We start from the raw sequence: 18,878 nt of genomic DNA on the forward strand, positions 1-18,878 counted from the left end.
GAGCAGCCTGCATGTCTGACGCGTTATGGGCGGCCCGAATGGGCGATGCGCTGTCCCACACCTCGATGATGGCGGACATCCTCGGCGGTGTGCTGGAAGTGGCGGCCAATATCGCGATCACTGCGGTGGCGACCGCTGCCGTGGTGGCTGCCACCGGCATTACCGTGGTCACCGGCGGCCTCGGCTGCTTCCTGCTGGGCGCGGTAGTGGGCACGATTGTCGGCCTCGCCATGAGCAAGAGTGGCGCGGACAAAGGCCTGACCAAGATATGCGATGCCTTTAGCAACGCCCTGTTTCCTCCCTCGGTGCAGGCGAACATTCTCACCGGTTCCACCGATACCCTCACCAATAACATGCCTGCCGTCCGCGCGGCCGGGGCGATCAGCTCCCATGTCACACCGGCTGGCACCGAGCTGGAAGCGTCCAAGCCTGAACCAGAACCCAGCTACCTGGACATGGCCGAAGGTTTCTTCTCGCAGATGTGGCGCCCCACCGTCGCGACGCCCGCGCCGGGCGCCGTGCCGAAGCCGCTGGACCTGGTCGTGTGCATGAAGCACCCGCCAATGCCGCCGCAGTTTCTTGCCGAAGGTTCGGAAAAGGTTACGGTCAATGGTCAACCTGCCGTGCGCAGCGGTGATCGCAGTACCTGCGATGCGACGGTGGTGTCGTCCGGCTTGATCTCATCCAACGTGGCCATCGGCGGCGGCTCGGTGGTGGTGCGTGAAATTCGCAGCGGCAAGACCCCGGGTGTCGGCCTGGCGGTCACGGCGTTGTTGATGCTCAAGGGCGGCAAGGGCAAGTTCTTCAGCAAGTTGCCGTGCATGTTGGTCAGCGGCGCGACCTCGATGGCAATCAGCAGTGCGATGGGGGCTGCGGCCAACGCCGCGATGGGCTCGTCGAACCCGGTGCATGCTGCGACGGGCGCGAAGATACTCGGCGATGTCGAGGAACTGGATTTCGTGCTGCCGGGCATTTTGTCGATCGGCTGGCAGCGCTTTTACAACAGCCGCGACGAACGCCAAGGTAGCCTGTTCGGTACCGGTTGGAGCGTGGCCTACGAGGTGTGCGTCGACATCCAGCCGCATCCCGAGGGCGGCGAAACGCTGGTCTACACCGATGAACAGGGCCGGCCCATCGACATGGGTTCGATTCCGTTGGGCGGCGCAGTATTCAGTGCCGGTGAAGGGCTCGCGGTGCGGCGACACCTGAATGGGCAGTTGCTGATCGAAAGTGACGCCGGCGTGTACCGCTTGTTCGAGCCGACACCGGCAAACCCGTCGCGACTGCGCCTGAGCCAGTTGGGTGACCGTAACGACAACCGCATTTATCTCGACTATGACGACGCCGGGCGCCTGGTGCGTCTGCGCGATACGTTCGATCTGGTGCAGGTTGAGCTGATCCGTGATCAGGGCCATGTGACCCACATCGAACGCCTCTATCCGGATCAACATCGTGAATTGCTGGTCAGTTATGGCTATGACGCCGAGGGCAATCTGGCGCAGGTGCGCGACGCAACCGGCCAGGTGCAGCGACGCTTCGCCTACGATGCCGGGCGGCGCATGGTTGAGCATCAATTGCCCACCGGGTTGCGCTGCTTCTATGAGTGGGCGTTGATTGAAGGCCTGGAATGGCGTGTGGTCCGGCACTGGACCGATGAGGGTGACGCCTACCAGTTCGACTACGACTTGCAGGCGGGCCTGACCCGCATCACCGACGGTTTGCAACGCGTCAGCACTCGACACTGGAACACTCAGTACCAGATCATTCAATACAGCGACAATCTCGGCCAGACCTGGCTGTTCGAATGGAACGACGAACGCCAGTTACTCAGCGCCACCGACCCGCAAGGCGGCCGCTATGAGTACAGCTACGATGAGAGCGGCAACCTGATCGGCGAAACCGACCCGCTCGGGCGCAGCGACTCCACCTTATGGCTGGAGCACTGGGCATTACCGCTGGTGGAGACCGACGCCGCCGACAACAGTTGGCAGTATCGCTATGACCCGCGCGGCAATTGCATCGCCGAGACCGATCCGCTGGGTTACATCACCCGCTATCGTTATGACGCCCACGGCCAGGTCGTGGAAATCATCGACGCCACCGGCAAAAGCAAACAACTGCGCTGGAACCCGTTCGGGCAACTGGTCGAGCATATTGATTGCTCGGGCTACCCAACGCGCTTCAGCTACGACGAGCGCGGTTATTTGCAGCTCATCACCGATGCCCTCGGTGAACGTACCCAATTCAGCTACGACGCCCAGGGCCGATTGCTCAGCAGCCAACTGCCGGACGGCCGCACCGAACATTTCCAGCGCGATGCCAGCGGGCAGTTGGTGGGCTATACCGATCCCGCCGGGCACACCACGCTCTATCAACATAACCGGCGTGGCCAGGTGCGCCAGCGCACCGACGCCCATGGTCGCCAGGTGCAGTTCGGCTACGACAGCTACGGGCGGCTGCAAGCGTTGGTCAATGAGAACGGTGAAAGCTATCGGTTTGCGTGGGATGCCGGCGATCGGCTGGCTGAACAGCAAGACCTCGACGGCAGCGCCAAGCGCTACGACTACGACCGGCTGGCCAACATCACAGCGGTGACTGCCGTTCCGGCGCCTTATGGCAATGGCTTGGCGGTGGTCCCCGAAACGCCGCCAGCGCCCATCGTTCATCGGCTGGAGCGTGATGCGGTCGGCCGACTGGTCGCCAAGACCACCGACGATGGCCGCACTGAGTACAGCTACGATGCGGTGGATCAGCTCACGGCGGTCACCTTCACTGATCTGCAAGGCAATGCCCAGGCGTTGGGTTTCGCCTACGACGCTGTCGGCCAGTTGCTTGCCGAACAAAGTGCCGGCGGCAGGCTGCAACATCACTACGACGAACTCGGCAACCTGATCCAGACCCAACTGCCGGACGGGCGCTGGCTCAATCGCCTGTACTACGGCAGCGGCCACCTGCACCAGATCAACCTCGACGGCCAGGTCATCAGCGACTTCGAACGCGACCGCCTGCACCGCGAAGTACTGCGCACCCAAGGCCAGCTCAGCACCCGCAGCGAATACGACCGCAGCGGCCGCCTGCGCTCACGCCAACGCCGCCTTAACAGCCAGCCATCGCTGATGCCTGCGGCGACGCAAAAGCAGTTCGAATACGACCCCGCCGACAACCTGATCGGCAAACTCGACCAGCAACCCGCGGCACAACACCGCCAACTGCTGCACTACGACGCCACCGGCCGCATCATCGCCAGCCAGGACAACCTGCACGGCCAGCGCGAAACCTTCGCCTACGACGCCGCCGCCAACCTGCTCGACGGCCCGCAGACGGGCGCCGGGTTAGTGGTGCATAACAAGCTGCTGACCTATCAGGACAAGCGTTATCGCTACGATGCGTTTGGACGGATGATCGAAAAACGCAGCGCCAAGCGCGGTGTGCAGCGGTTTGTGTATGACGCAGAAAGCCGGTTGGTTGAGGTGCGTAATGAAAGCGGCAGCGTGGTCAGAATGGTCTACGACCCGCTGGGGCGGCGGGTTGAAAAAACCGAGCATGGCAGCGATGGGTATCCGTTGGGGGAAACCCGGTTCATGTGGGATGGGCTGCGGTTGTTGCAGGAGCACAAGCACAGTCAGACGAGCCTTTACGTCTATGAAGACGAAGGCTACCAACCTTTGGCTCGCGTCGACGGTGCCGGGCCGTTGCAGAAGATTCGTTACTACCACAACGACCTGAACGGGTTGCCGGAGCAACTGACCGAAGCTGACGGACACAGCGTCTGGCAGGCGACTTATCGGGTGTGGGGCAGCACGCTGGAAGAGGCGCGCGAGCCTTATTACATCGAGGAACAAAATCTACGGTTTCAGGGGCAGTATCTGGACCGGGAGACGGGGCTGCATTTCAATACGTTCAGGTTTTATGATCCGGATGTGGGGCGGTTTACGACGCCGGATCCGATTGGGTTGGAAGGAGGCCTTAATCTTTACCAATACGCTCCAAATCCTATTGGCTGGGCAGACCCGTGGGGCTGGGCGTATGCAGGGGTGGACTTCACTGGGAGCAGTGACCTGTTCCCGACGACAGGCTCACAACGAAATATCGTTACTATCAAAATGCAAGGTCGGAGAACGCGAGATTTCACGCAGGCCTTCAAAGAGGCAGGTATTCCCAAAAGCGCTGCAACAGGCTACACCTGGCACCACGTTGATGACTTCAACTCAAAAACGGGGACGACGACCATGCAGTTGGTCAAAACGTCAGCTCATGAAGCCACGTTCCCACATGGCGGGTCGGTCGCGCAGTTCGAAAAACACTTCAAGGTTAAGTACGACAAAAGCGAAGCAGTCCTTGCAGCCTCCAAAAAGGGTTGGCTGGCGAACAGAATTCCCAAAAATAAACTCAACCCTGGGCGCTGCTCATGATTGGAGATAAAGATGATCGAAAACAAATTCTCAGGTAGTAGCCCAACTATCGCCTCAACGGACTTGGACCATTTGGAGTCTATTCTCGGAAAAAAACTGCCGTCGCCATTCCGAAATCACTATCTAAAGTACAACGGCGGTACGCCCGAACGTACCTATTGGCAAAGCGAAGATTTTGAAGAGCCCGTAGAAGTTTCCGTTTTCAAGCCAATTTCGAATGGCGAATCTACAGTGCTGTCCACTTATCAGTTAATGCTGAAAAAAAAGGTTATTCCTGCACACCTCCTACCATTCGCGAATGATTGGGGCGGCAACTTTTTTTGCCTGAATCTCGATACCGGAGCTGTTAGTTATTTCACGACAGATACTTTTGATAGCGACCTGAGCCCTGAAGAAAATCATGCGGAATCCGAAAAGCCCATTTGCCCAAATTTCCTGAGATTCGTTCAGGGGCTGATTGGTGAGGATGATGTCGACGAGGGATAAGTAAAATAACGAGTTCTCACAAAGATCGCCCCACCTAGGGAATCAAAGCAGACATGCGTGTTCTGCCAGTGAGGTGCCCCGCTGGACGGCCGCCGGCTCAACCGCCTTTACTACTGGAGCGGCCACTTGGACCAGATCAATCTCGACGGCCAGGTCATCAGCGACTTCGAACGCAGCCGCCTGCGCTCACGCCAACGCCGCCTTAACAGCCAGCCATCGCTGATGCCCGCGGCGACGCAAAAGCAGTTCGAATACGATGCCGCCGCCAACCTGCTCGACGGTCCGTAGGCAGGCGCCGGGTTGGTTGAGGTGCGTAATAAAAGCGGCAGCGTGGTCAGAAATGAGGAGTTACTGATGAAAAAGATGCCCGGCATCACCAACCTGTTCAGCACCGTCAACTCCCATACCGATAACGACTGGGTCTATACCAACCTGGATAAATGGGAAGAAGGACCAGAGAAAGCAATTTTCTACCTCATTTCCGAGGACGAAATTGACGATCTCGAGGAAGACGATAAAACAGTCGAGAATTCTGCCGGCGAGCTTATCCCAAAGTCCTTGGAAAAAGAAAACGTCGAAACCTGGCTGGATGTGCAAACGCTTCAAGCCATATTCGAAGTTATTCAAAAGAAGGTTAAGGCGCCAGATAGTGATATTTTGATCCGAGCAATCAATCACTATCGGGAATACGACGACTTCATGGAAGCCTGATTCCTATCCAAAAAAATGGGCACCCGACCCAGTCGGCGTGCCCATTTTTTTCCAACCCGCCTCCCTTCAGACGGTACCGCTCTTACGGGTTGACGCTGTCTTTGAGCGACTTGCCCGGCTTGAACGCAACGGTGTTGCTCGCCTTTATCTTCACAGGCTCACCGGTTTGCGGGTTTTTGCCGGTGCGGGCGCCGCGGTGGCGTTGCAGGAAGGTGCCGAAGCCAACCAGTGTGACGCTGTCCTTGCGGTGCAGGGCGCCGGTGATTTCTTCGAGAACGGCGTTGAGGACGCGGTTGGCCTGTTCTTTGGTGAGATCCGCTTTTTCAGCGATGGCGGCTGCGAGTTCTGGTTTACGCATAAGTGAAGCCTCTTTGACGGTTTTTTGTTGTTATGTCCGTGCTGCTCTCTTATGGAGCAACGCCCAAGGCGCCGCAGGCTCTACTCTGCGGCAGACGGGAGTGAGGATGGCATGCCCTCGCACGCTCCGCCAGTCTCGCGGCGACCTTTCTAGAGCGAAAAACAGGGTTATTCCGACAGAACGACCGGTATTTACGCCAGCAACGGCGGAAGTTCTTTGTTCAGGGCCAGTTTTTCCATCACCGCACTGCCGGTCAGCGCGTAACCCAGCAGGCGGCCGCTGGCGTCGCGGCACAAGGCCTTGATGTTGGCGCCCTGCCCTTCGACGCTCCACACGCCTTCGGTGCCGCGTGGCGGGGGCGAGACCACCAGCGGGCAGATCGGGGTTTTCACGGTGATCGGCATCGGCCCATAGCTGACGGCCGTAGCGTTGCCGGCCAGGGTCTGGGCCAGGGCGCGGGCGCAACTCATCAGTGGCATGACGTAGAGCAGGTTCAGGCCATCAACCTCGGCGCAGTCGCCCAGGGCGTAGATGTTGGCGTGGGAGGTCTTGAGGTGGCGGTCCACCATGATCCCACGGTTGATTTGCAGGCCGGCGGCAGCCGCGAGGTCGACGCGCGGGCGCAGGCCGATGGCCGAGACCACCAGGTCGCAGTGGATGACTTGACCGTCCGAAAGGTGCGCTTCCAGGCCGTCAGCGGTGCGCTGCAGGCGGTTGAGCACCGGGCCCAGGTGGAAACGCGCGCCAAGGCCTTGCAGCCCGGCTTGTACCGCTGCAGCGGCGGCTGGGTGCAGCAGGGTCGGCATGACCTGCTCGCACGGCGCCACCAGGTCGATTTCGTAACCACCGAGGATCAGGTCGTTGGCGAACTCGCAGCCGATCAGGCCCGCGCCCAGCACCAGCACGCGGCGTTTGCCGGCGGCAGCGGCGCGAAAGCGTGCGTAGTCCTCGAGGTCGTTGATCGGGAAAATCAGCTCAGCCGCATCACCCTCAACCGGAACGCGCACAGTTTCTGCGCCCCAGGCCAGGATCAGGTCACGGTAGGCCACCGCTTCCTCGCCGATCCACAGGCGCTTGTGGCCAGGGTCGATGCCGCTGATGCGGGTGTGGGTGCGCACTTCGGCCTTGAGTTGCTCGGCCATGGCACCCGGTTCAGCCATGCTCAGGCCATCGGCTTCCTTGTTCTTGCCAAAACCGGTGGAGAGCATGGGCTTGGAGTAGGAGCGCCCATCATCCGCAGTGATCAGCAGCAATGGGGTCTCGCTGTCGAGCTTGCGAAACTCCCGGGCCACGTTGTAACCGGCCAATCCTGTGCCGATGATCACGACAGGTGCGTTCATTCCTTTCTCCTTGTAGTACGTTTCTTAAATCGATGATTAACCGATTTCGATCATTTCGAAATCCATTTTGCCCACGCCGCAGTCCGGGCACAGCCAGTCTTCGGGAACGTCCTGCCACAGGGTGCCCGGCGCGATACCGTCATCCGGCCAGCCATCTTTTTCGTCATAGATCAGGCCGCAGACTACACATTGCCACTTCTTCATTACTTGCTTCCTCAGGGTCCAGGCATCTTGGCCGACGGTCGATAGACCTACGTTGCCGTGCGGCTCAGGGCGTTTTGTACTGATCGGGGCCGGCAGATGCAAGCGCGATCGACGCATGGGGCCGGTTCAGCACGGCAAAAGCCCAGGACGCCATGGTAAGCTCGCCGCCTCTTTTGCTGCCAATACTCACTCACCGTGCCGCACTCAATCGCCCTTCCCGATGCTTGCCAATGGCTGACCCAGAGCCTCCTGAGCCCATTGCCCGCGCCCTTGACCCTTGATTGGCTGTTCGACGAAGGCTCGCTGACGCGCCGGCTCACGTGGCTGTCCAACGATGGGTTCAGCGTGACGCCGCTGTTCGAAGGCTGGCAGCCGTTGCGCGAGGATGAATGTAGGGCGCTCGGCCTGGCCCCGGCCACTGTCGGCTGGGTGCGCGAGGTGTACCTGCGCGGGCATGGCCAGCCATGGGTGTTCGCCCGCAGCGTGGCGGCGCGCAGTGCCTTGCAGGGCGACGGGTTGCACATGGACGAGCTGGGCAGCCGTTCGCTGGGCGAGTTGCTGTTTTGCGATCACGCCTTCACCCGCCAGGCCATCGAGGTGTGCCATTACCCACGGCAATGGCTGCCGACCGTGGACCAGGCCGACGGCTTGTGGGGGCGCCGCTCGCGCTTTGATCGCGGGCCGCTGAGTGTGCTGGTGGCGGAAATTTTCCTGCCGAGCTTCTGGCACGCGTTGCATGACCATCCGGAGAACTGCTGATGTATCAACGCCTGCTCAAATCCTTGAACCGCCTGAACCCCAGGGCCTGGGATTTCATTCAGTTGACCCGCATGGACAAGCCCATCGGCATCTACCTGCTGTTATGGCCAACGCTGTGGGCGCTGTGGATCGCCGGCAAGGGCTCGCCGTCCTTGATCAATATCGTGATTTTTGTACTGGGCGTGGTGCTGACCCGTGCCGGTGGCTGCGTGATCAATGATTGGGCGGACCGCAAGGTCGACGGCCATGTGAAACGCACCGAGCAACGCCCGCTGGTGAGCGGCAAGATCAGCGCCAAAGAGGCGCTGGTGTTTTTTGCGGTGCTGATGGGCATCAGTTTCCTGCTGGTGCTGCTGACCAACGCCACCACCATCCTGCTGTCCCTCGGCGGTTTGGCGCTGGCGGCGAGCTACCCGTTCATGAAGCGCTACACCTATTACCCGCAAGTGGTGTTGGGCGCGGCGTTTTCGTGGGGCATGCCGATGGCGTTCACCGCCGAGACTGGCCATCTGCCGGCCACTGCGTGGCTGCTGTACATCGCCAATTTGCTGTGGACGGTGGGTTACGACACGTATTACGCGATGACCGATCGGGACGATGACTTGAAGATCGGGGTGAAATCCACGGCCATTCTATTTGGCGATGCCGACCGCGTGATCATCCTCACTCTGCAAGGCCTGTCGCTGGCCTGCCTGTTGCTGGCGGGCGCGCGGTTCGAGCTGGGAGGCTGGTTCCACCTGGGGTTGCTGGCGGCGGCGGGCTGTTTTGCCTGGGAGTTCTGGTACACCCGCGACAAAGACCGCATGAAATGCTTCAAGGCGTTTTTGCACAACCACTGGGCCGGGTTGGCGATTTTTGTCGGGATTGTGGCGGATTACGGGTTTCGATGAGGGGCCAGGCCCCTCATCGCCAGCGGGTTTAACTAAGGCTTGGCGACCTTCCAGGCGCCTTCCATTTTGCCTTCACCGGTCATGTCACCGGCCTTCTTGTCCATGACGAAGGTGTAGAGCGGTTTGCCGCTGTAGGCCCACTGGCTCTTTTGATCGTCACGGGTGATGACGGTCCATTTGCCCATCGGCTTGTCGGTGGATTCGGCCATCAACGGCGGCCAGTTGGTGGCGCACTTGTCGTTGCACATGGACTTGTCAGCAGAGTCCTTGGCAAAGGTGTAGAGCGTCATACCCTTGTGGTCCACCAACATGCCGTCTTTGGTCATCGCAGGCTCGGCCGCCAACGCCAGTGTCGGCAGCGTCAACGCGGCCGTTACCAGCAGGGCTTTCCAGGAAAAAGTACTGTGAGTCATCGGAACCTTCCTTTTGTGGTTGTCAGGATTCGGACCCAAAGGGTAGTCCAGAGTGCCAAGAATTGCCCAAGCGACTAAATTACTGTCACACGACTGCAATAATTCCGTTATCTAATGCGGCGCAAGACAGTTAAATGACAAGAGGATTTAGGCATGGTTGGCAGGAGCATTCTGATCGTTGACGACGAAGCGCCCATTCGCGAGATGATCGCCGTTGCGTTGGAAATGGCCGGCTATGACTGCCTGGAGGCGGAGAACTCCCAGCAGGCCCATGCCATTATTGTCGACCGCAAGCCGGACTTGATCCTGCTCGACTGGATGCTGCCCGGCACTTCCGGTATCGAGTTGGCCCGCCGTCTCAAGCGTGACGAGCTGACCGGGGATATCCCGATCATCATGCTCACCGCCAAGGGTGAAGAGGACAACAAGATCCAGGGCCTGGAAGTCGGCGCTGATGACTACATCACCAAGCCATTTTCCCCACGTGAACTGGTCGCCCGTCTGAAAGCTGTATTGCGCCGCGCCGGCCCTACCGATGGCGAAGCGCCGATCGAAGTCGACGGCCTGATTCTGGACCCGATCAGCCACCGCGTGACCATCGACGGCAAGCCGGCCGAGATGGGCCCGACCGAATATCGCCTGCTGCAATTTTTCATGACCCACCAGGAGCGCGCCTACACCCGTGGCCAATTGCTCGACCAGGTGTGGGGCGGCAATGTGTACGTGGAAGAGCGCACCGTGGACGTGCATATCCGCCGCCTGCGCAAAGCCTTGGGCGATGCCTACGAGAATCTGGTACAAACCGTGCGCGGCACCGGCTACCGCTTTTCCACTAAAGGCTGAGCCAGCCCTTCCCTTCCTTAACAGCTGACAAGGACGCATGTTTAAGTGAACCAAAACTGGCATGGCACCCTGATCCGCCACATGCTGCTGTTGATCACCGGCTGCCTGGTGGTAGGCCTGGTCAGCGGCTATTACGGCTGGAGCCTGGCCGTCGGTATCGGCCTGTATCTGGGCTGGACGCTCAAACAGCTGCTGCGCCTGCATGAATGGCTGCGCCAACACAAACCCGATGAAGCACCACCCGATGGCTACGGCCTGTGGGGCGAGGTGTTCGACAGCATCTACCACCTGCAACGCCGCGACCAACGGGTACGCGGGCGCCTGCAAGCGGTGATCGACCGTGTGCAGGAGTCCACCGCCGCGCTCAAAGATGCGGTGATCATGCTCGACAGCGACGGCAACCTGGAATGGTGGAACCGCGCCGCCGAGACCCTGCTGGGCCTCAAGACGCCTCAGGACAGCGGCCAGCCGGTGACCAACCTGGTGCGCCACCCGCGCTTCAAAGAGTATTTCGAGCAGGAAAACTACGAAGAAGCCCTGGAAATCCCTTCGCCCACCAACGACCGCGTGCGCATCCAACTGTACCTGACACGCTACGGCAACAACGAACACCTGATGCTGGTGCGCGATGTCACCCGCATCCACCAGTTGGAACAGATGCGCAAAGACTTCGTCGCCAATGTGTCCCACGAGCTGCGCACACCGTTGACGGTGATCTGCGGCTACCTGGAGACGTTGCTGGACAACGTCGACGAGATCAACCCGCGCTGGAGCCGTGCCCTGCAGCAGATGCAACAGCAAGGTTCACGCATGCAAACACTGCTCAACGACCTGTTGTTACTGGCCAAACTGGAAGCCACGGATTACCCGTCGGACAACCACCCCGTGGCGGTGCAAAGCCTGTTGCAGACTATCAAGAACGATGCCCAGGCACTTTCCGGCCAGCGCGAGCAACAAATCACCCTGGAAGCCGACCCGTTGGTGCTGCTCAAAGGCAGCGAGGGTGAGTTGCGCAGCGCATTTTCCAACCTCGTGTTCAACGCTGTGAAGTACACCCAGGACAAGGGCAATATCCGCATCCGCTGGTGGGCCGACGAGCACGGCGCGCACCTGAGCGTGCAGGATTCCGGCATCGGCATCGACGCCAAGCATCTGCCCCGCCTGACCGAGCGCTTCTACCGCGTCGACTCCAGCCGCAACTCCAACACCGGCGGCACGGGGCTTGGCCTGGCGATCGTCAAACACGTGCTGCTGCGCCACCGTGCACGGCTGGAAATCAGCAGCGTGCTGGGCCATGGCAGCACTTTTACCTGTCATTTCCCACCCGTGCAGGTGACCCGCTCGCGGGTGATCGGCACAGATGAATAACCCGAAAACGACGCTGGACTAAGGTGGGAGCGGGCTTGCTCGCGAAGGCGGTGGGTCAGCTATGAATGTGTTGGCTGACCCACCGCATTCGCGAGCAAGCCCGCTCCCACATTGGACATGCAGCGTGTGGACGAATGTATTCCAGGCCCCGCCCGGCAGCGGGCACTAGGCAAGCGCCCTTTCAGCCGCTACATTGGCCGACTTGCGCCTGCTTTTCAGGCCCTCCTGTCACCCCTTATTGAACACACGGAACCTGCAAAACCCCATCATGGACCCTTCCCCTGGTATCACCCTCGCCACACTCTTCGCCGACTTCGGCATGATTCTTTTTGCACTGATCCTGGTACTGCTCAACGGTTTTTTCGTTGCGGCGGAGTTTGCCATGGTCAAATTGCGCGCCACCCGGGTCGAGGCCATCGCCCATAAAAACGGCTGGCGCGGACAGATCCTGCGCACCGTGCACAGCCAGCTCGACGCCTACCTGTCGGCCTGCCAGCTGGGTATCACCCTCGCCTCCCTGGGCCTGGGCTGGGTCGGTGAGCCGGCCTTTGCGCACATCCTCGAGCCGTTGCTGGGCGCCGTGGGCGTGCAATCGCCTGAGGTGATCAAGGGCGTGTCGTTCTTTGCCGCCTTCTTCGTGATTTCCTATCTGCACATCGTGGTCGGTGAATTGGCACCCAAATCCTGGGCGATTCGCAAACCCGAGCTGCTGTCGCTGTGGACGGCAGTGCCGTTGTACCTGTTCTACTGGGCGATGTACCCGGCGATCTACCTGCTCAACGCCAGCGCCAACGCCATCTTGCGTATCGCCGGCCAAGGCGAGCCCGGCCCACACCATGAGCACCATTACAGCCGCGAAGAACTCAAGCTGATCCTGCACTCCAGCCGTGGCCAGGACCCGAGCGACCAAGGCATGCGCGTGCTGGCCTCTGCGGTGGAAATGGGCGAACTGGAAGTGGTGGACTGGGCCAACTCCCGGGAAGACCTGGTGACCCTGGACTTCAATGCCCCGCTCAAGGAAATCCTGGCGCTGTTCCGCCGCCACAAATTCAGCCGCTACCCGGTGTACGACGCAGTGCGCAATGAGTTCGTCGGCCTGCTGCACATCAAGGACCTGCTGCTGGAACTGGCGGCCCTGGACCACATCCCCGAATCGTTCAACCTGGCCGAGCTGACCCGCCCGCTGGAGCGCGTGTCGCGGCACATGCCGTTGTCGCAGCTGCTGGAGCAATTCCGCAAAGGCGGCGCGCACTTCGCCCTGGTGGAAGAAGCCGACGGCAAGATCATCGGCTACCTGACCATGGAAGATGTGCTGGAAGTGCTGGTCGGCGATATTCAGGACGAACACCGCAAGGCCGAGCGCGGCATCCTCGCCTACCAGCCGGGCAAACTGCTGGTGCGTGGCGACACGCCGCTGTTCAAGGTGGAACGCCTGCTGGGCGTCGACCTGGACCACATCGAAGCCGAAACCCTGGCCGGTTTGATCTACGACACCCTCAAGCGGGTGCCGGAAGAGGAAGAAGTGCTGGAGGTTGAAGGCTTGCGCATCATCATCAAGAAGATGAAAGGGCCGAAGATCGTGTTGGCCAAGGTGCTGTTGCTCGATTGATCAGATCAACGCAGGAGCGAGCAACTCGCTCCTGCGCCATTGATTATGCCTGCAGCGGGGAGAAGCAGATGTCGACCTCCAAATGCGCTGCGGCAGACAAATTGACCAGCGCGTCCAGTGAGAACTTATCGATCTTGCCATTCAGAATGTTATTGAGCCGAGGCTGACTGATATTGAGCCGCTCGGCGGCCGCTTTCTGCGACAACTCCCAACTGCGAATGGTGTTGCACAGTTCCAGCAGCAACTTTGAGCGCAGCCGCATGTTGGCGGCTTGCTGCGGAGTATCCTCCAAAGCATCCCAGACGCTACTGAAACGTTCGGTTTGAATTTTTGAGTCTGTCATAGGCTTAACCTAACTCCTGCAATCTGGCACGAGCCAGTTCGATATCCCGCCCTTCGGTTTTCTGTGTGGTCTTGCGCAGCGCGTGCAGCACATAGACAGCTTCCGGCCGATTGACCACATAGAACACTCGAAACGCTCCCGATTCCTCCGTGATCCGAATCTCGCTGACGCCCCTCCCGATAGTTTTCATCGGCTTGCAATCAAAAGGCTGTTCACCCTGTTGCAAAAGATCCAACTGAAAACCGGCTGCCCTTCGGGCGTCGAGAGGAAACTCCTTGAGATCCTTGAGCGAGCTACCTAGAAACACCACGTCCTTGTGCCTTGGCATTGGCTTCTCCTTTCCTGGAAAGAAAAAGCGTAATAGACGATTCAGGCGAAGGCGGTGCAGCTTTGTTTCAAGGCATAGCAAAAGCGCGATCGCACTGATGCCCTATCGAAAGACTATATCGAAACAGATATAAATCAAGTCACCTGACGGGAATCAGACAGTCGGTCGATTCCCGTTATTCAGGCGGTCACGCACCCGGCACAAAGTGCTTCTGCGCCGTGCCGCGCGCGATCAGGCGGGAGATGTAGTCGAGCTTCTGCGCATCCTGGTCGATAAACCGGAAGGTCAGTTGCAGCCAGTCGCTGTCGGGCCTCGGCTCATAGGCGACGATCGCGTGCAGGTAGCCGTTGAGGCGTGCGACTTCGGCGTTGTCGCCTTGCTCAAGGTCCAGCACCGCGCTTTCCAGCACCTGAGGCAGGACTTCGCCACGACGCACCACCAGCAGCGCCTCCTTGATGCTCAGCGCCTTGATCACGCATTGCTGGGTGCCGCTGGACAGGCGCAGTTGGCCTTGACCGCGCCCACCAGCCGGCGAAGCAGCCGGAGCCGCCTGCACAGGCTGGCTGTTAAGCAGGCCGTTGCTCGGGGCCGCCACAGGGGCAGCTTTGACGGCTTCAGGCCTGCCGCCAGTCAAGGCGCTCAGGGAATCGTTGCCGAAGGCCGAGTTCATCTTGGTCGGCGCGCTGGCGACCAGCGCGTCAAGGCGGCCGACCTTGTGCAGGGCCTGTTTGACCTTGCTCAGCAACTGTTCGTTGGTGAACGGCTTGCTGACATAGCCGGAAACCCCGGCCTGGATCGCCTGGACTACGTTTTCCTTGTCGCCACGGCTGGTCACCATCACGAAGGGCATGGCCTTCAGATGGGCTTGCTCACGGCACCAGGTCAGCAATTCAAGACCGGACATCTCGGGCATTTCCCAGTCACACAGCACCAGGTCGAAGGTCTCGCGCATCAGGATGGTTTGCGCCTTTTTGCCGTTCACCGCGTCTTCAATCTTGATCCCAGGGAAGTAGTTGCGCAGGCACTTCTTCACCAGGTCGCGGATAAACGAGGCGTCATCCACCACCAACACACTGACTTTACTCATCGACCCTTCATCCTATAAAAACTTCGGCACGCAAAACGCCTGACTGATGGCATTTTGCCAAAACTCGCTGGTCGCAGAAGGACTATATTGCTCCTGCTGCGCAAAATATTCAGATACCTCAAACGAAAACGCCCGACCAAAGGCCGGGCGTTAATTTCTCGGGCAACCTTACTTATCGTCAGATTCGCCCGGAACATTAGGGATTTGATCAGCGGTGCCTTCAACTTCGGCCTTCATACGCTTGAGCCCCATGTGCCGTACGTCGGTACCGCGCACCAGGTAAATCACCAGTTCCGAGATATTGCGCGCGTGGTCGCCGATACGCTCCAGGGAGCGCAGCACCCAAATAATGTTCAAGACCCGCGAGATAGAGCGCGGGTCTTCCATCATGTAGGTGGCCAGCTCACGCAGTGCGGTCTTGTATTCGCGGTCGATGGTCTTGTCGTACTGCGCCACCGACAACGCCAACTCGGCGTCGAAACGGGCAAACGCGTCGAGGGCGTCGCGCACCATGTTGCGTACCTGGTCACCGATATGGCGCACTTCCACATAACCACGCGGTGCTTCGCCTTCTTCGCACAGCTGAATGGCACGGCGGGCGATTTTGGTCGCTTCGTCGCCAATGCGCTCCAGGTCGATTACCGACTTGGAGATGCTGATGATCAAACGCAGGTCAGACGCTGCCGGTTGGCGACGCGCCAGAATGCGCAGGCATTCTTCGTCGATATTGCGTTCCATCTGATTGATCTGGTCATCGATCTCGCGCACTTGCTGGGCCAGACCAGAGTCGGCCTCGATCAGCGCAGTGACGGCATCGTTGACTTGCTTCTCCACCAGCCCGCCCATCGCCAGGAGGTGGCTGCGCACTTCCTCAAGTTCGGCGTTGAACTGCGCGGAGATGTGATGGGTAAGGCCTTCTTTGCTAATCATGTTGGCGTCCTTGGAACGTCCGGTAAGGTGCGGAGAACCGCAGCATTCAGTGCAATCAGAACCACCGCCTACTAGCCATAGCGACCGGTGATGTAGTCTTCGGTCTGCTTCTTCGCCGGATTGGTGAACAGGGTATCGGTGTCGCCGAATTCCACCAGCTTGCCCATGTACATGAACGCGGTGTAGTCGGAAACCCGCGCCGCCTGTTGCATGTTGTGGGTCACGATGACGATGGTGAACTTGGACTTGAGCTCGTAGATCAGTTCTTCGACTTTCAGCGTCGAGATCGGGTCAAGTGCCGAGCACGGTTCGTCGAGCAGCAAAACTTCCGGTTCCACGGCGATGGTACGGGCGATCACCAGACGCTGCTGCTGGCCGCCGGACAGGCCGAGTGCCGAATCGTGCAGGCGGTCTTTGACCTCTTCCCACAGTGCCGCGCCTTTCAGGGCCCACTCCACCGCTTCGTCGAGGATGCGTTTTTTGTTGATGCCCTGGATGCGCAGGCCATAGACCACGTTTTCGTAGATGGTCTTGGGGAACGGGTTCGGCTTCTGGAACACCATGCCCACGCGGCGACGCAGCTCGGCCACGTCCTCGCCCTTGCGGTAGATGTTGCTGCCGTAGAGGTTGATTGCACCATCTACGCGGCAACCGTCCACCAGGTCGTTCATGCGGTTGAAGGTGCGCAGCAGCGTGGACTTGCCGCAGCCGGACGGGCCGATAAAGGCGGTCACGCGCTGCTTGGGAATGTTCATGCTGACATCGAACAGCGCCTGCTTTTCACCGTAGTACAGGCTCAGGCCTGGCACTTCGATGGCCACGGTTTCCTGGGCCAGGCTCAGGCTCTGCTTGTCGCGACCCAGGGCCGACATGTTGATGCCGTGGGTGTGGGTTTCATGTTGCATGGGATGCTCCCTGTGCTACCAATTCGTTTCGTTGAACCACTGGCCTCATGATTGGGCCTGGCGGTTTACCTCAAATCTGTGTCTGGCGCGGTCCAGTGTGGGAGCGGGCTTGCTCGCGAAAGCAGTGTGTCAGCTGACAGATGTGTTTCTGATACACCGCATTCGCGAGCAAGCCCGCTCCCACATTTAGTCCGCGCTCATTTCAATTAACTATCCAGCGCTTTGTATTTTTCGCGCAGGTGGTTACGAATCCACACCGCCGACAGGTTGAGCGTGGCGATCACCAGCACCAGCAGCAAGGCGGTGGCGTACACCAGCGGTCGTGCGGCTTCGACGTTGGGGCTCTGGAAGCCGACGTCATAAATATGGAAGCCCAGGTGCATGATTTTCTGGTCCAGGTGCAGGTACGGGTAGTTGCCATCCAGCGGCAGCGATGGCGCCAGTTTCACCACACCTACCAGCATCAGCGGTGCCACTTCACCGGCGGCGCGGGCCACGGCGAGGATCATGCCGGTCATCATCGCCGGGCTGGCCATTGGCAGCACGATCTTCCACAGCGTTTCCGCCTTGGTCGCGCCAAGCGCCAACGAACCTTCACGCACCGTGCGAGGAATCCGCGCCAGGCCTTCTTCGGTTGCTACGATCACCACCGGCACCGCGAGCAACGCCAGGGTCAGCGAGGCCCACAACAGGCCAGGCGTGCCGAAGGTCGGTGCCGGCAGGGCTTCGGCGAAGAACAAACGGTCGACCGAGCCGCCGAGCACATACACGAAGAAACCCAGGCCGAACACGCCGTAGACGATGGCCGGTACGCCGGCCAAGTTGTTCACGGCGATACGGATAATCCGGGTCAGGGTGTTCTGCTTGGCGTATTCACGCAGGTACACCGCTGCCAGCACGCCGAACGGGGTCACGATCATCGCCATGATCAGGGTCATCATCACGGTGCCGAAAATCGCCGGGAAGATCCCGCCTTCGGTGTTGGCTTCCCGTGGGTCATCGCTGAGGAATTCCCAGACCTTACTGAAGTAGAAGCCGACCTTGGTCAGCGTGCCCATGGCGTTCGGCTGGTAGGCATGCACCACTTTGCCGATGCCGATTTCCACTTCTTTGCCGTTGGCGTCGCGAGCGGTCAGGCTGTCGCGGTTGAACTGGGCGTGCAGGTCAGCCAGGCGCGCTTCGATGTCCTTGTAGCGGTTGTTCAGTTCGGCACGGCCTGAATCCATGTCCGCTTGGGCGGTAGCATCGAGCTTACCTTCCAGCTCCAGCTTGCGACCGTGCAGGCGGATGCGCTCCAACCCGGCGTTGATCGCGCCGATATCGGTTTTTTCCAGGCTCTTGAGCTGGGCAGCCAACTTGTTCACGCGGTCGACACGGGCTTGCAGCTCCGGCCACGCGGCTTCGCCTTCGGCGATGACCTTGCCATCCTGCTTGACGTTGACCAGCGTGCCGTAGAAGTTGCCCCACTCACGCCGCTCGATGGTCATCAGGTTGGCAGGCTTGGTCTGGTCCTTGAGCCACTCGCCGACGATCCAGGTGAAGTCATTGCCGTTCAAGTCACGGTTGCCGACCTTGATCAGCTCGCGGGTCATGAATTCCGGGCCTTGGTCCGGTACCGGCAGGCCAGCGCTTTTCAGGCGCTCGCGCGGTACTTCTTCCTTCTGCACCACTTCGCCGATGACGATATGGTTTTCCTGGCCCGGCACGTTGTAGTTGGCCTGGATCAGGTCAGCCGGCCAGAAGTGGCCCAAACCGCGCACCGCAATCACAGCCAGCAAACCAATGGTCATGATGACCGCGATGGACACCGCGCCACCGCTGATCCAGACGCCGGGGGCGCCGCTCTTGAACCATCCATTCAGGGAGTTCTGTTTCACAGACTTCTACCTTTC

General features: G+C 59.9%; 18 protein-coding genes and 1 pseudogene. 9 read left to right on the top strand and 10 right to left on the bottom strand.

The features are described 5' to 3' along the window. Positions 1 to 11: 11 nt before the first annotated feature. The 4 genes and pseudogenes from ACLBW8_RS09420 to ACLBW8_RS09435 all read left to right on the top strand — a co-directional run bounded on the left by ACLBW8_RS09420 (position 12) and on the right by ACLBW8_RS09435 (position 5,609). Positions 12 to 4,412 (top strand): RHS repeat-associated core domain-containing protein, encoded by a 4,401-nt coding sequence (locus ACLBW8_RS09420; protein ID WP_447805223.1) that lies wholly within the window; start codon positions 12 to 14, stop codon positions 4,410 to 4,412. A gap of 12 nt (positions 4,413 to 4,424) precedes the next feature. Next, entirely contained in the window at positions 4,425 to 4,898 is a 474-nt protein-coding gene (locus tag ACLBW8_RS09425) for an SMI1/KNR4 family protein (RefSeq protein WP_447805224.1), read from the top strand. 84 nt (positions 4,899 to 4,982) lie between these two features. Continuing rightward, positions 4,983 to 5,174, top strand: a pseudogene (locus ACLBW8_RS09430) (hypothetical protein); the annotation flags it as partial. 78 nt (positions 5,175 to 5,252) lie between these two features. Next, entirely contained in the window at positions 5,253 to 5,609 is a 357-nt protein-coding gene (locus ACLBW8_RS09435) for a DUF7716 domain-containing protein (RefSeq protein WP_447805225.1), read from the top strand. Between the two features lie 82 nt (positions 5,610 to 5,691). Here the strand turns inward: ACLBW8_RS09435 and ACLBW8_RS09440 are convergent, their stop codons facing one another. From ACLBW8_RS09440 to ACLBW8_RS09450, 3 genes are all read right to left on the bottom strand, one after another. Further along, positions 5,692 to 5,967: an HU family DNA-binding protein gene (locus ACLBW8_RS09440; protein ID WP_003213368.1), complete on the bottom strand. Its 276-nt coding sequence runs from the start codon at positions 5,965 to 5,967 to the stop codon at positions 5,692 to 5,694. A 191-nt stretch (positions 5,968 to 6,158) separates the two neighbouring features. After that, positions 6,159 to 7,307 (bottom strand): NAD(P)/FAD-dependent oxidoreductase, encoded by a 1,149-nt coding sequence (locus ACLBW8_RS09445; RefSeq protein ID WP_447805226.1) that lies wholly within the window; start codon positions 7,305 to 7,307, stop codon positions 6,159 to 6,161. A gap of 36 nt (positions 7,308 to 7,343) precedes the next feature. Beyond that, the gene (locus tag ACLBW8_RS09450; protein WP_003213373.1) at positions 7,344 to 7,511 is read right to left on the bottom strand and encodes a rubredoxin; all 168 of its coding nucleotides are present in this window, start codon (positions 7,509 to 7,511) and stop codon (positions 7,344 to 7,346) included. Positions 7,512 to 7,706: 195 nt separating this feature from the next. On the opposite strand from ACLBW8_RS09450, the gene ACLBW8_RS09455 reads away from it, so the two are divergent. Then, positions 7,707 to 8,270 carry a chorismate--pyruvate lyase family protein gene (locus tag ACLBW8_RS09455; RefSeq protein ID WP_447805227.1) on the top strand — a complete coding sequence of 188 codons (564 nt, stop codon included), beginning with the start codon at positions 7,707 to 7,709 and terminating at the stop codon, positions 8,268 to 8,270. Beyond that, positions 8,270 to 9,160 carry a 4-hydroxybenzoate octaprenyltransferase gene (gene ubiA, locus ACLBW8_RS09460; RefSeq protein WP_064454757.1) on the top strand — a complete coding sequence of 297 codons (891 nt, stop codon included), beginning with the start codon at positions 8,270 to 8,272 and terminating at the stop codon, positions 9,158 to 9,160. The genes ACLBW8_RS09455 and ubiA overlap by 1 nt, the downstream gene beginning before the upstream one ends. Before the next feature lie 32 nt (positions 9,161 to 9,192). Here ubiA and ACLBW8_RS09465 read toward each other — a convergent pair whose 3' ends face one another. Further along, the gene (locus ACLBW8_RS09465) at positions 9,193 to 9,573 is read right to left on the bottom strand and encodes a COG4315 family predicted lipoprotein (protein ID WP_262666584.1); all 381 of its coding nucleotides are present in this window, start codon (positions 9,571 to 9,573) and stop codon (positions 9,193 to 9,195) included. Between the two features lie 153 nt (positions 9,574 to 9,726). On the opposite strand from ACLBW8_RS09465, the gene phoB reads away from it, so the two are divergent. The 3 genes from phoB (at position 9,727) to ACLBW8_RS09480 (ending at position 13,393) form a co-directional block, all read left to right on the top strand. Then, positions 9,727 to 10,416 (top strand): phosphate regulon transcriptional regulator PhoB, encoded by a 690-nt coding sequence (gene phoB, locus ACLBW8_RS09470; protein ID WP_003195617.1) that lies wholly within the window; start codon positions 9,727 to 9,729, stop codon positions 10,414 to 10,416. Between the two features lie 81 nt (positions 10,417 to 10,497). After that, a complete protein-coding gene (gene phoR, locus ACLBW8_RS09475; protein ID WP_237140928.1) occupies positions 10,498 to 11,784 on the top strand; it encodes a phosphate regulon sensor histidine kinase PhoR in 1,287 nt (428 codons plus the stop codon). A gap of 268 nt (positions 11,785 to 12,052) precedes the next feature. After that, on the top strand, positions 12,053 to 13,393 hold the full coding sequence (locus ACLBW8_RS09480; RefSeq protein WP_053258701.1) for a hemolysin family protein: 1,341 nt from the start codon (positions 12,053 to 12,055) through the stop codon (positions 13,391 to 13,393). A gap of 43 nt (positions 13,394 to 13,436) precedes the next feature. Here ACLBW8_RS09480 and ACLBW8_RS09485 read toward each other — a convergent pair whose 3' ends face one another. The 6 genes from ACLBW8_RS09485 to pstA form a co-directional block, all read right to left on the bottom strand. Then, positions 13,437 to 13,736 carry a helix-turn-helix domain-containing protein gene (locus ACLBW8_RS09485; RefSeq protein WP_447805228.1) on the bottom strand — a complete coding sequence of 100 codons (300 nt, stop codon included), beginning with the start codon at positions 13,734 to 13,736 and terminating at the stop codon, positions 13,437 to 13,439. Positions 13,737 to 13,740: 4 nt separating this feature from the next. After that, entirely contained in the window at positions 13,741 to 14,064 is a 324-nt protein-coding gene (locus ACLBW8_RS09490; RefSeq protein WP_064454761.1) for a type II toxin-antitoxin system RelE/ParE family toxin, read from the bottom strand. A gap of 187 nt (positions 14,065 to 14,251) precedes the next feature. Continuing rightward, positions 14,252 to 15,151, bottom strand: coding sequence for a response regulator (locus ACLBW8_RS09495; protein ID WP_221295916.1), 900 nt, complete (start codon positions 15,149 to 15,151; stop codon positions 14,252 to 14,254). A 168-nt stretch (positions 15,152 to 15,319) separates the two neighbouring features. Then, positions 15,320 to 16,081, bottom strand: a complete 762-nt coding sequence (gene phoU, locus ACLBW8_RS09500) for a phosphate signaling complex protein PhoU (protein ID WP_053258703.1) — start codon at positions 16,079 to 16,081, stop codon at positions 15,320 to 15,322. A gap of 71 nt (positions 16,082 to 16,152) precedes the next feature. Beyond that, the gene (gene pstB / locus ACLBW8_RS09505; protein ID WP_221295917.1) at positions 16,153 to 16,986 is read right to left on the bottom strand and encodes a phosphate ABC transporter ATP-binding protein PstB; all 834 of its coding nucleotides are present in this window, start codon (positions 16,984 to 16,986) and stop codon (positions 16,153 to 16,155) included. 206 nt (positions 16,987 to 17,192) lie between these two features. Beyond that, positions 17,193 to 18,863, bottom strand: a complete 1,671-nt coding sequence (gene pstA, locus ACLBW8_RS09510) for a phosphate ABC transporter permease PstA (RefSeq protein ID WP_447805229.1) — start codon at positions 18,861 to 18,863, stop codon at positions 17,193 to 17,195. Positions 18,864 to 18,878: the final 15 nt, after the last annotated feature.

Source organism: Pseudomonas sp. M5A4_2d, from assembly GCF_053345295.1.

Coding starts and splice junctions, on each gene's coding strand:
- ACLBW8_RS09485 (WP_447805228.1), bottom strand. CDS start 13,736: ATGACAGACTCAAAAATTCAAACCGAACGTTTCAGTAGCGTCTGGGAT.
- phoR (WP_237140928.1), top strand. CDS start 10,498: ATGCTGCTGTTGATCACCGGCTGCCTGGTGGTAGGCCTGGTCAGCGGC.
- ACLBW8_RS09445 (WP_447805226.1), bottom strand. CDS start 7,307: ATGAACGCACCTGTCGTGATCATCGGCACAGGATTGGCCGGTTACAAC.
- ACLBW8_RS09480 (WP_053258701.1), top strand. CDS start 12,053: ATGGACCCTTCCCCTGGTATCACCCTCGCCACACTCTTCGCCGACTTC.
- ACLBW8_RS09425 (WP_447805224.1), top strand. CDS start 4,425: ATGATCGAAAACAAATTCTCAGGTAGTAGCCCAACTATCGCCTCAACG.
- ubiA (WP_064454757.1), top strand. CDS start 8,270: ATGTATCAACGCCTGCTCAAATCCTTGAACCGCCTGAACCCCAGGGCC.
- ACLBW8_RS09420 (WP_447805223.1), top strand. CDS start 12: ATGTCTGACGCGTTATGGGCGGCCCGAATGGGCGATGCGCTGTCCCAC.
- ACLBW8_RS09450 (WP_003213373.1), bottom strand. CDS start 7,511: ATGAAGAAGTGGCAATGTGTAGTCTGCGGCCTGATCTATGACGAAAAA.
- pstB (WP_221295917.1), bottom strand. CDS start 16,986: ATGCAACATGAAACCCACACCCACGGCATCAACATGTCGGCCCTGGGT.
- ACLBW8_RS09435 (WP_447805225.1), top strand. CDS start 5,253: ATGAAAAAGATGCCCGGCATCACCAACCTGTTCAGCACCGTCAACTCC.
- phoB (WP_003195617.1), top strand. CDS start 9,727: ATGGTTGGCAGGAGCATTCTGATCGTTGACGACGAAGCGCCCATTCGC.
- phoU (WP_053258703.1), bottom strand. CDS start 16,081: ATGATTAGCAAAGAAGGCCTTACCCATCACATCTCCGCGCAGTTCAAC.
- ACLBW8_RS09490 (WP_064454761.1), bottom strand. CDS start 14,064: ATGCCAAGGCACAAGGACGTGGTGTTTCTAGGTAGCTCGCTCAAGGAT.
- ACLBW8_RS09440 (WP_003213368.1), bottom strand. CDS start 5,967: ATGCGTAAACCAGAACTCGCAGCCGCCATCGCTGAAAAAGCGGATCTC.
- ACLBW8_RS09495 (WP_221295916.1), bottom strand. CDS start 15,151: ATGAGTAAAGTCAGTGTGTTGGTGGTGGATGACGCCTCGTTTATCCGC.
- ACLBW8_RS09465 (WP_262666584.1), bottom strand. CDS start 9,573: ATGACTCACAGTACTTTTTCCTGGAAAGCCCTGCTGGTAACGGCCGCG.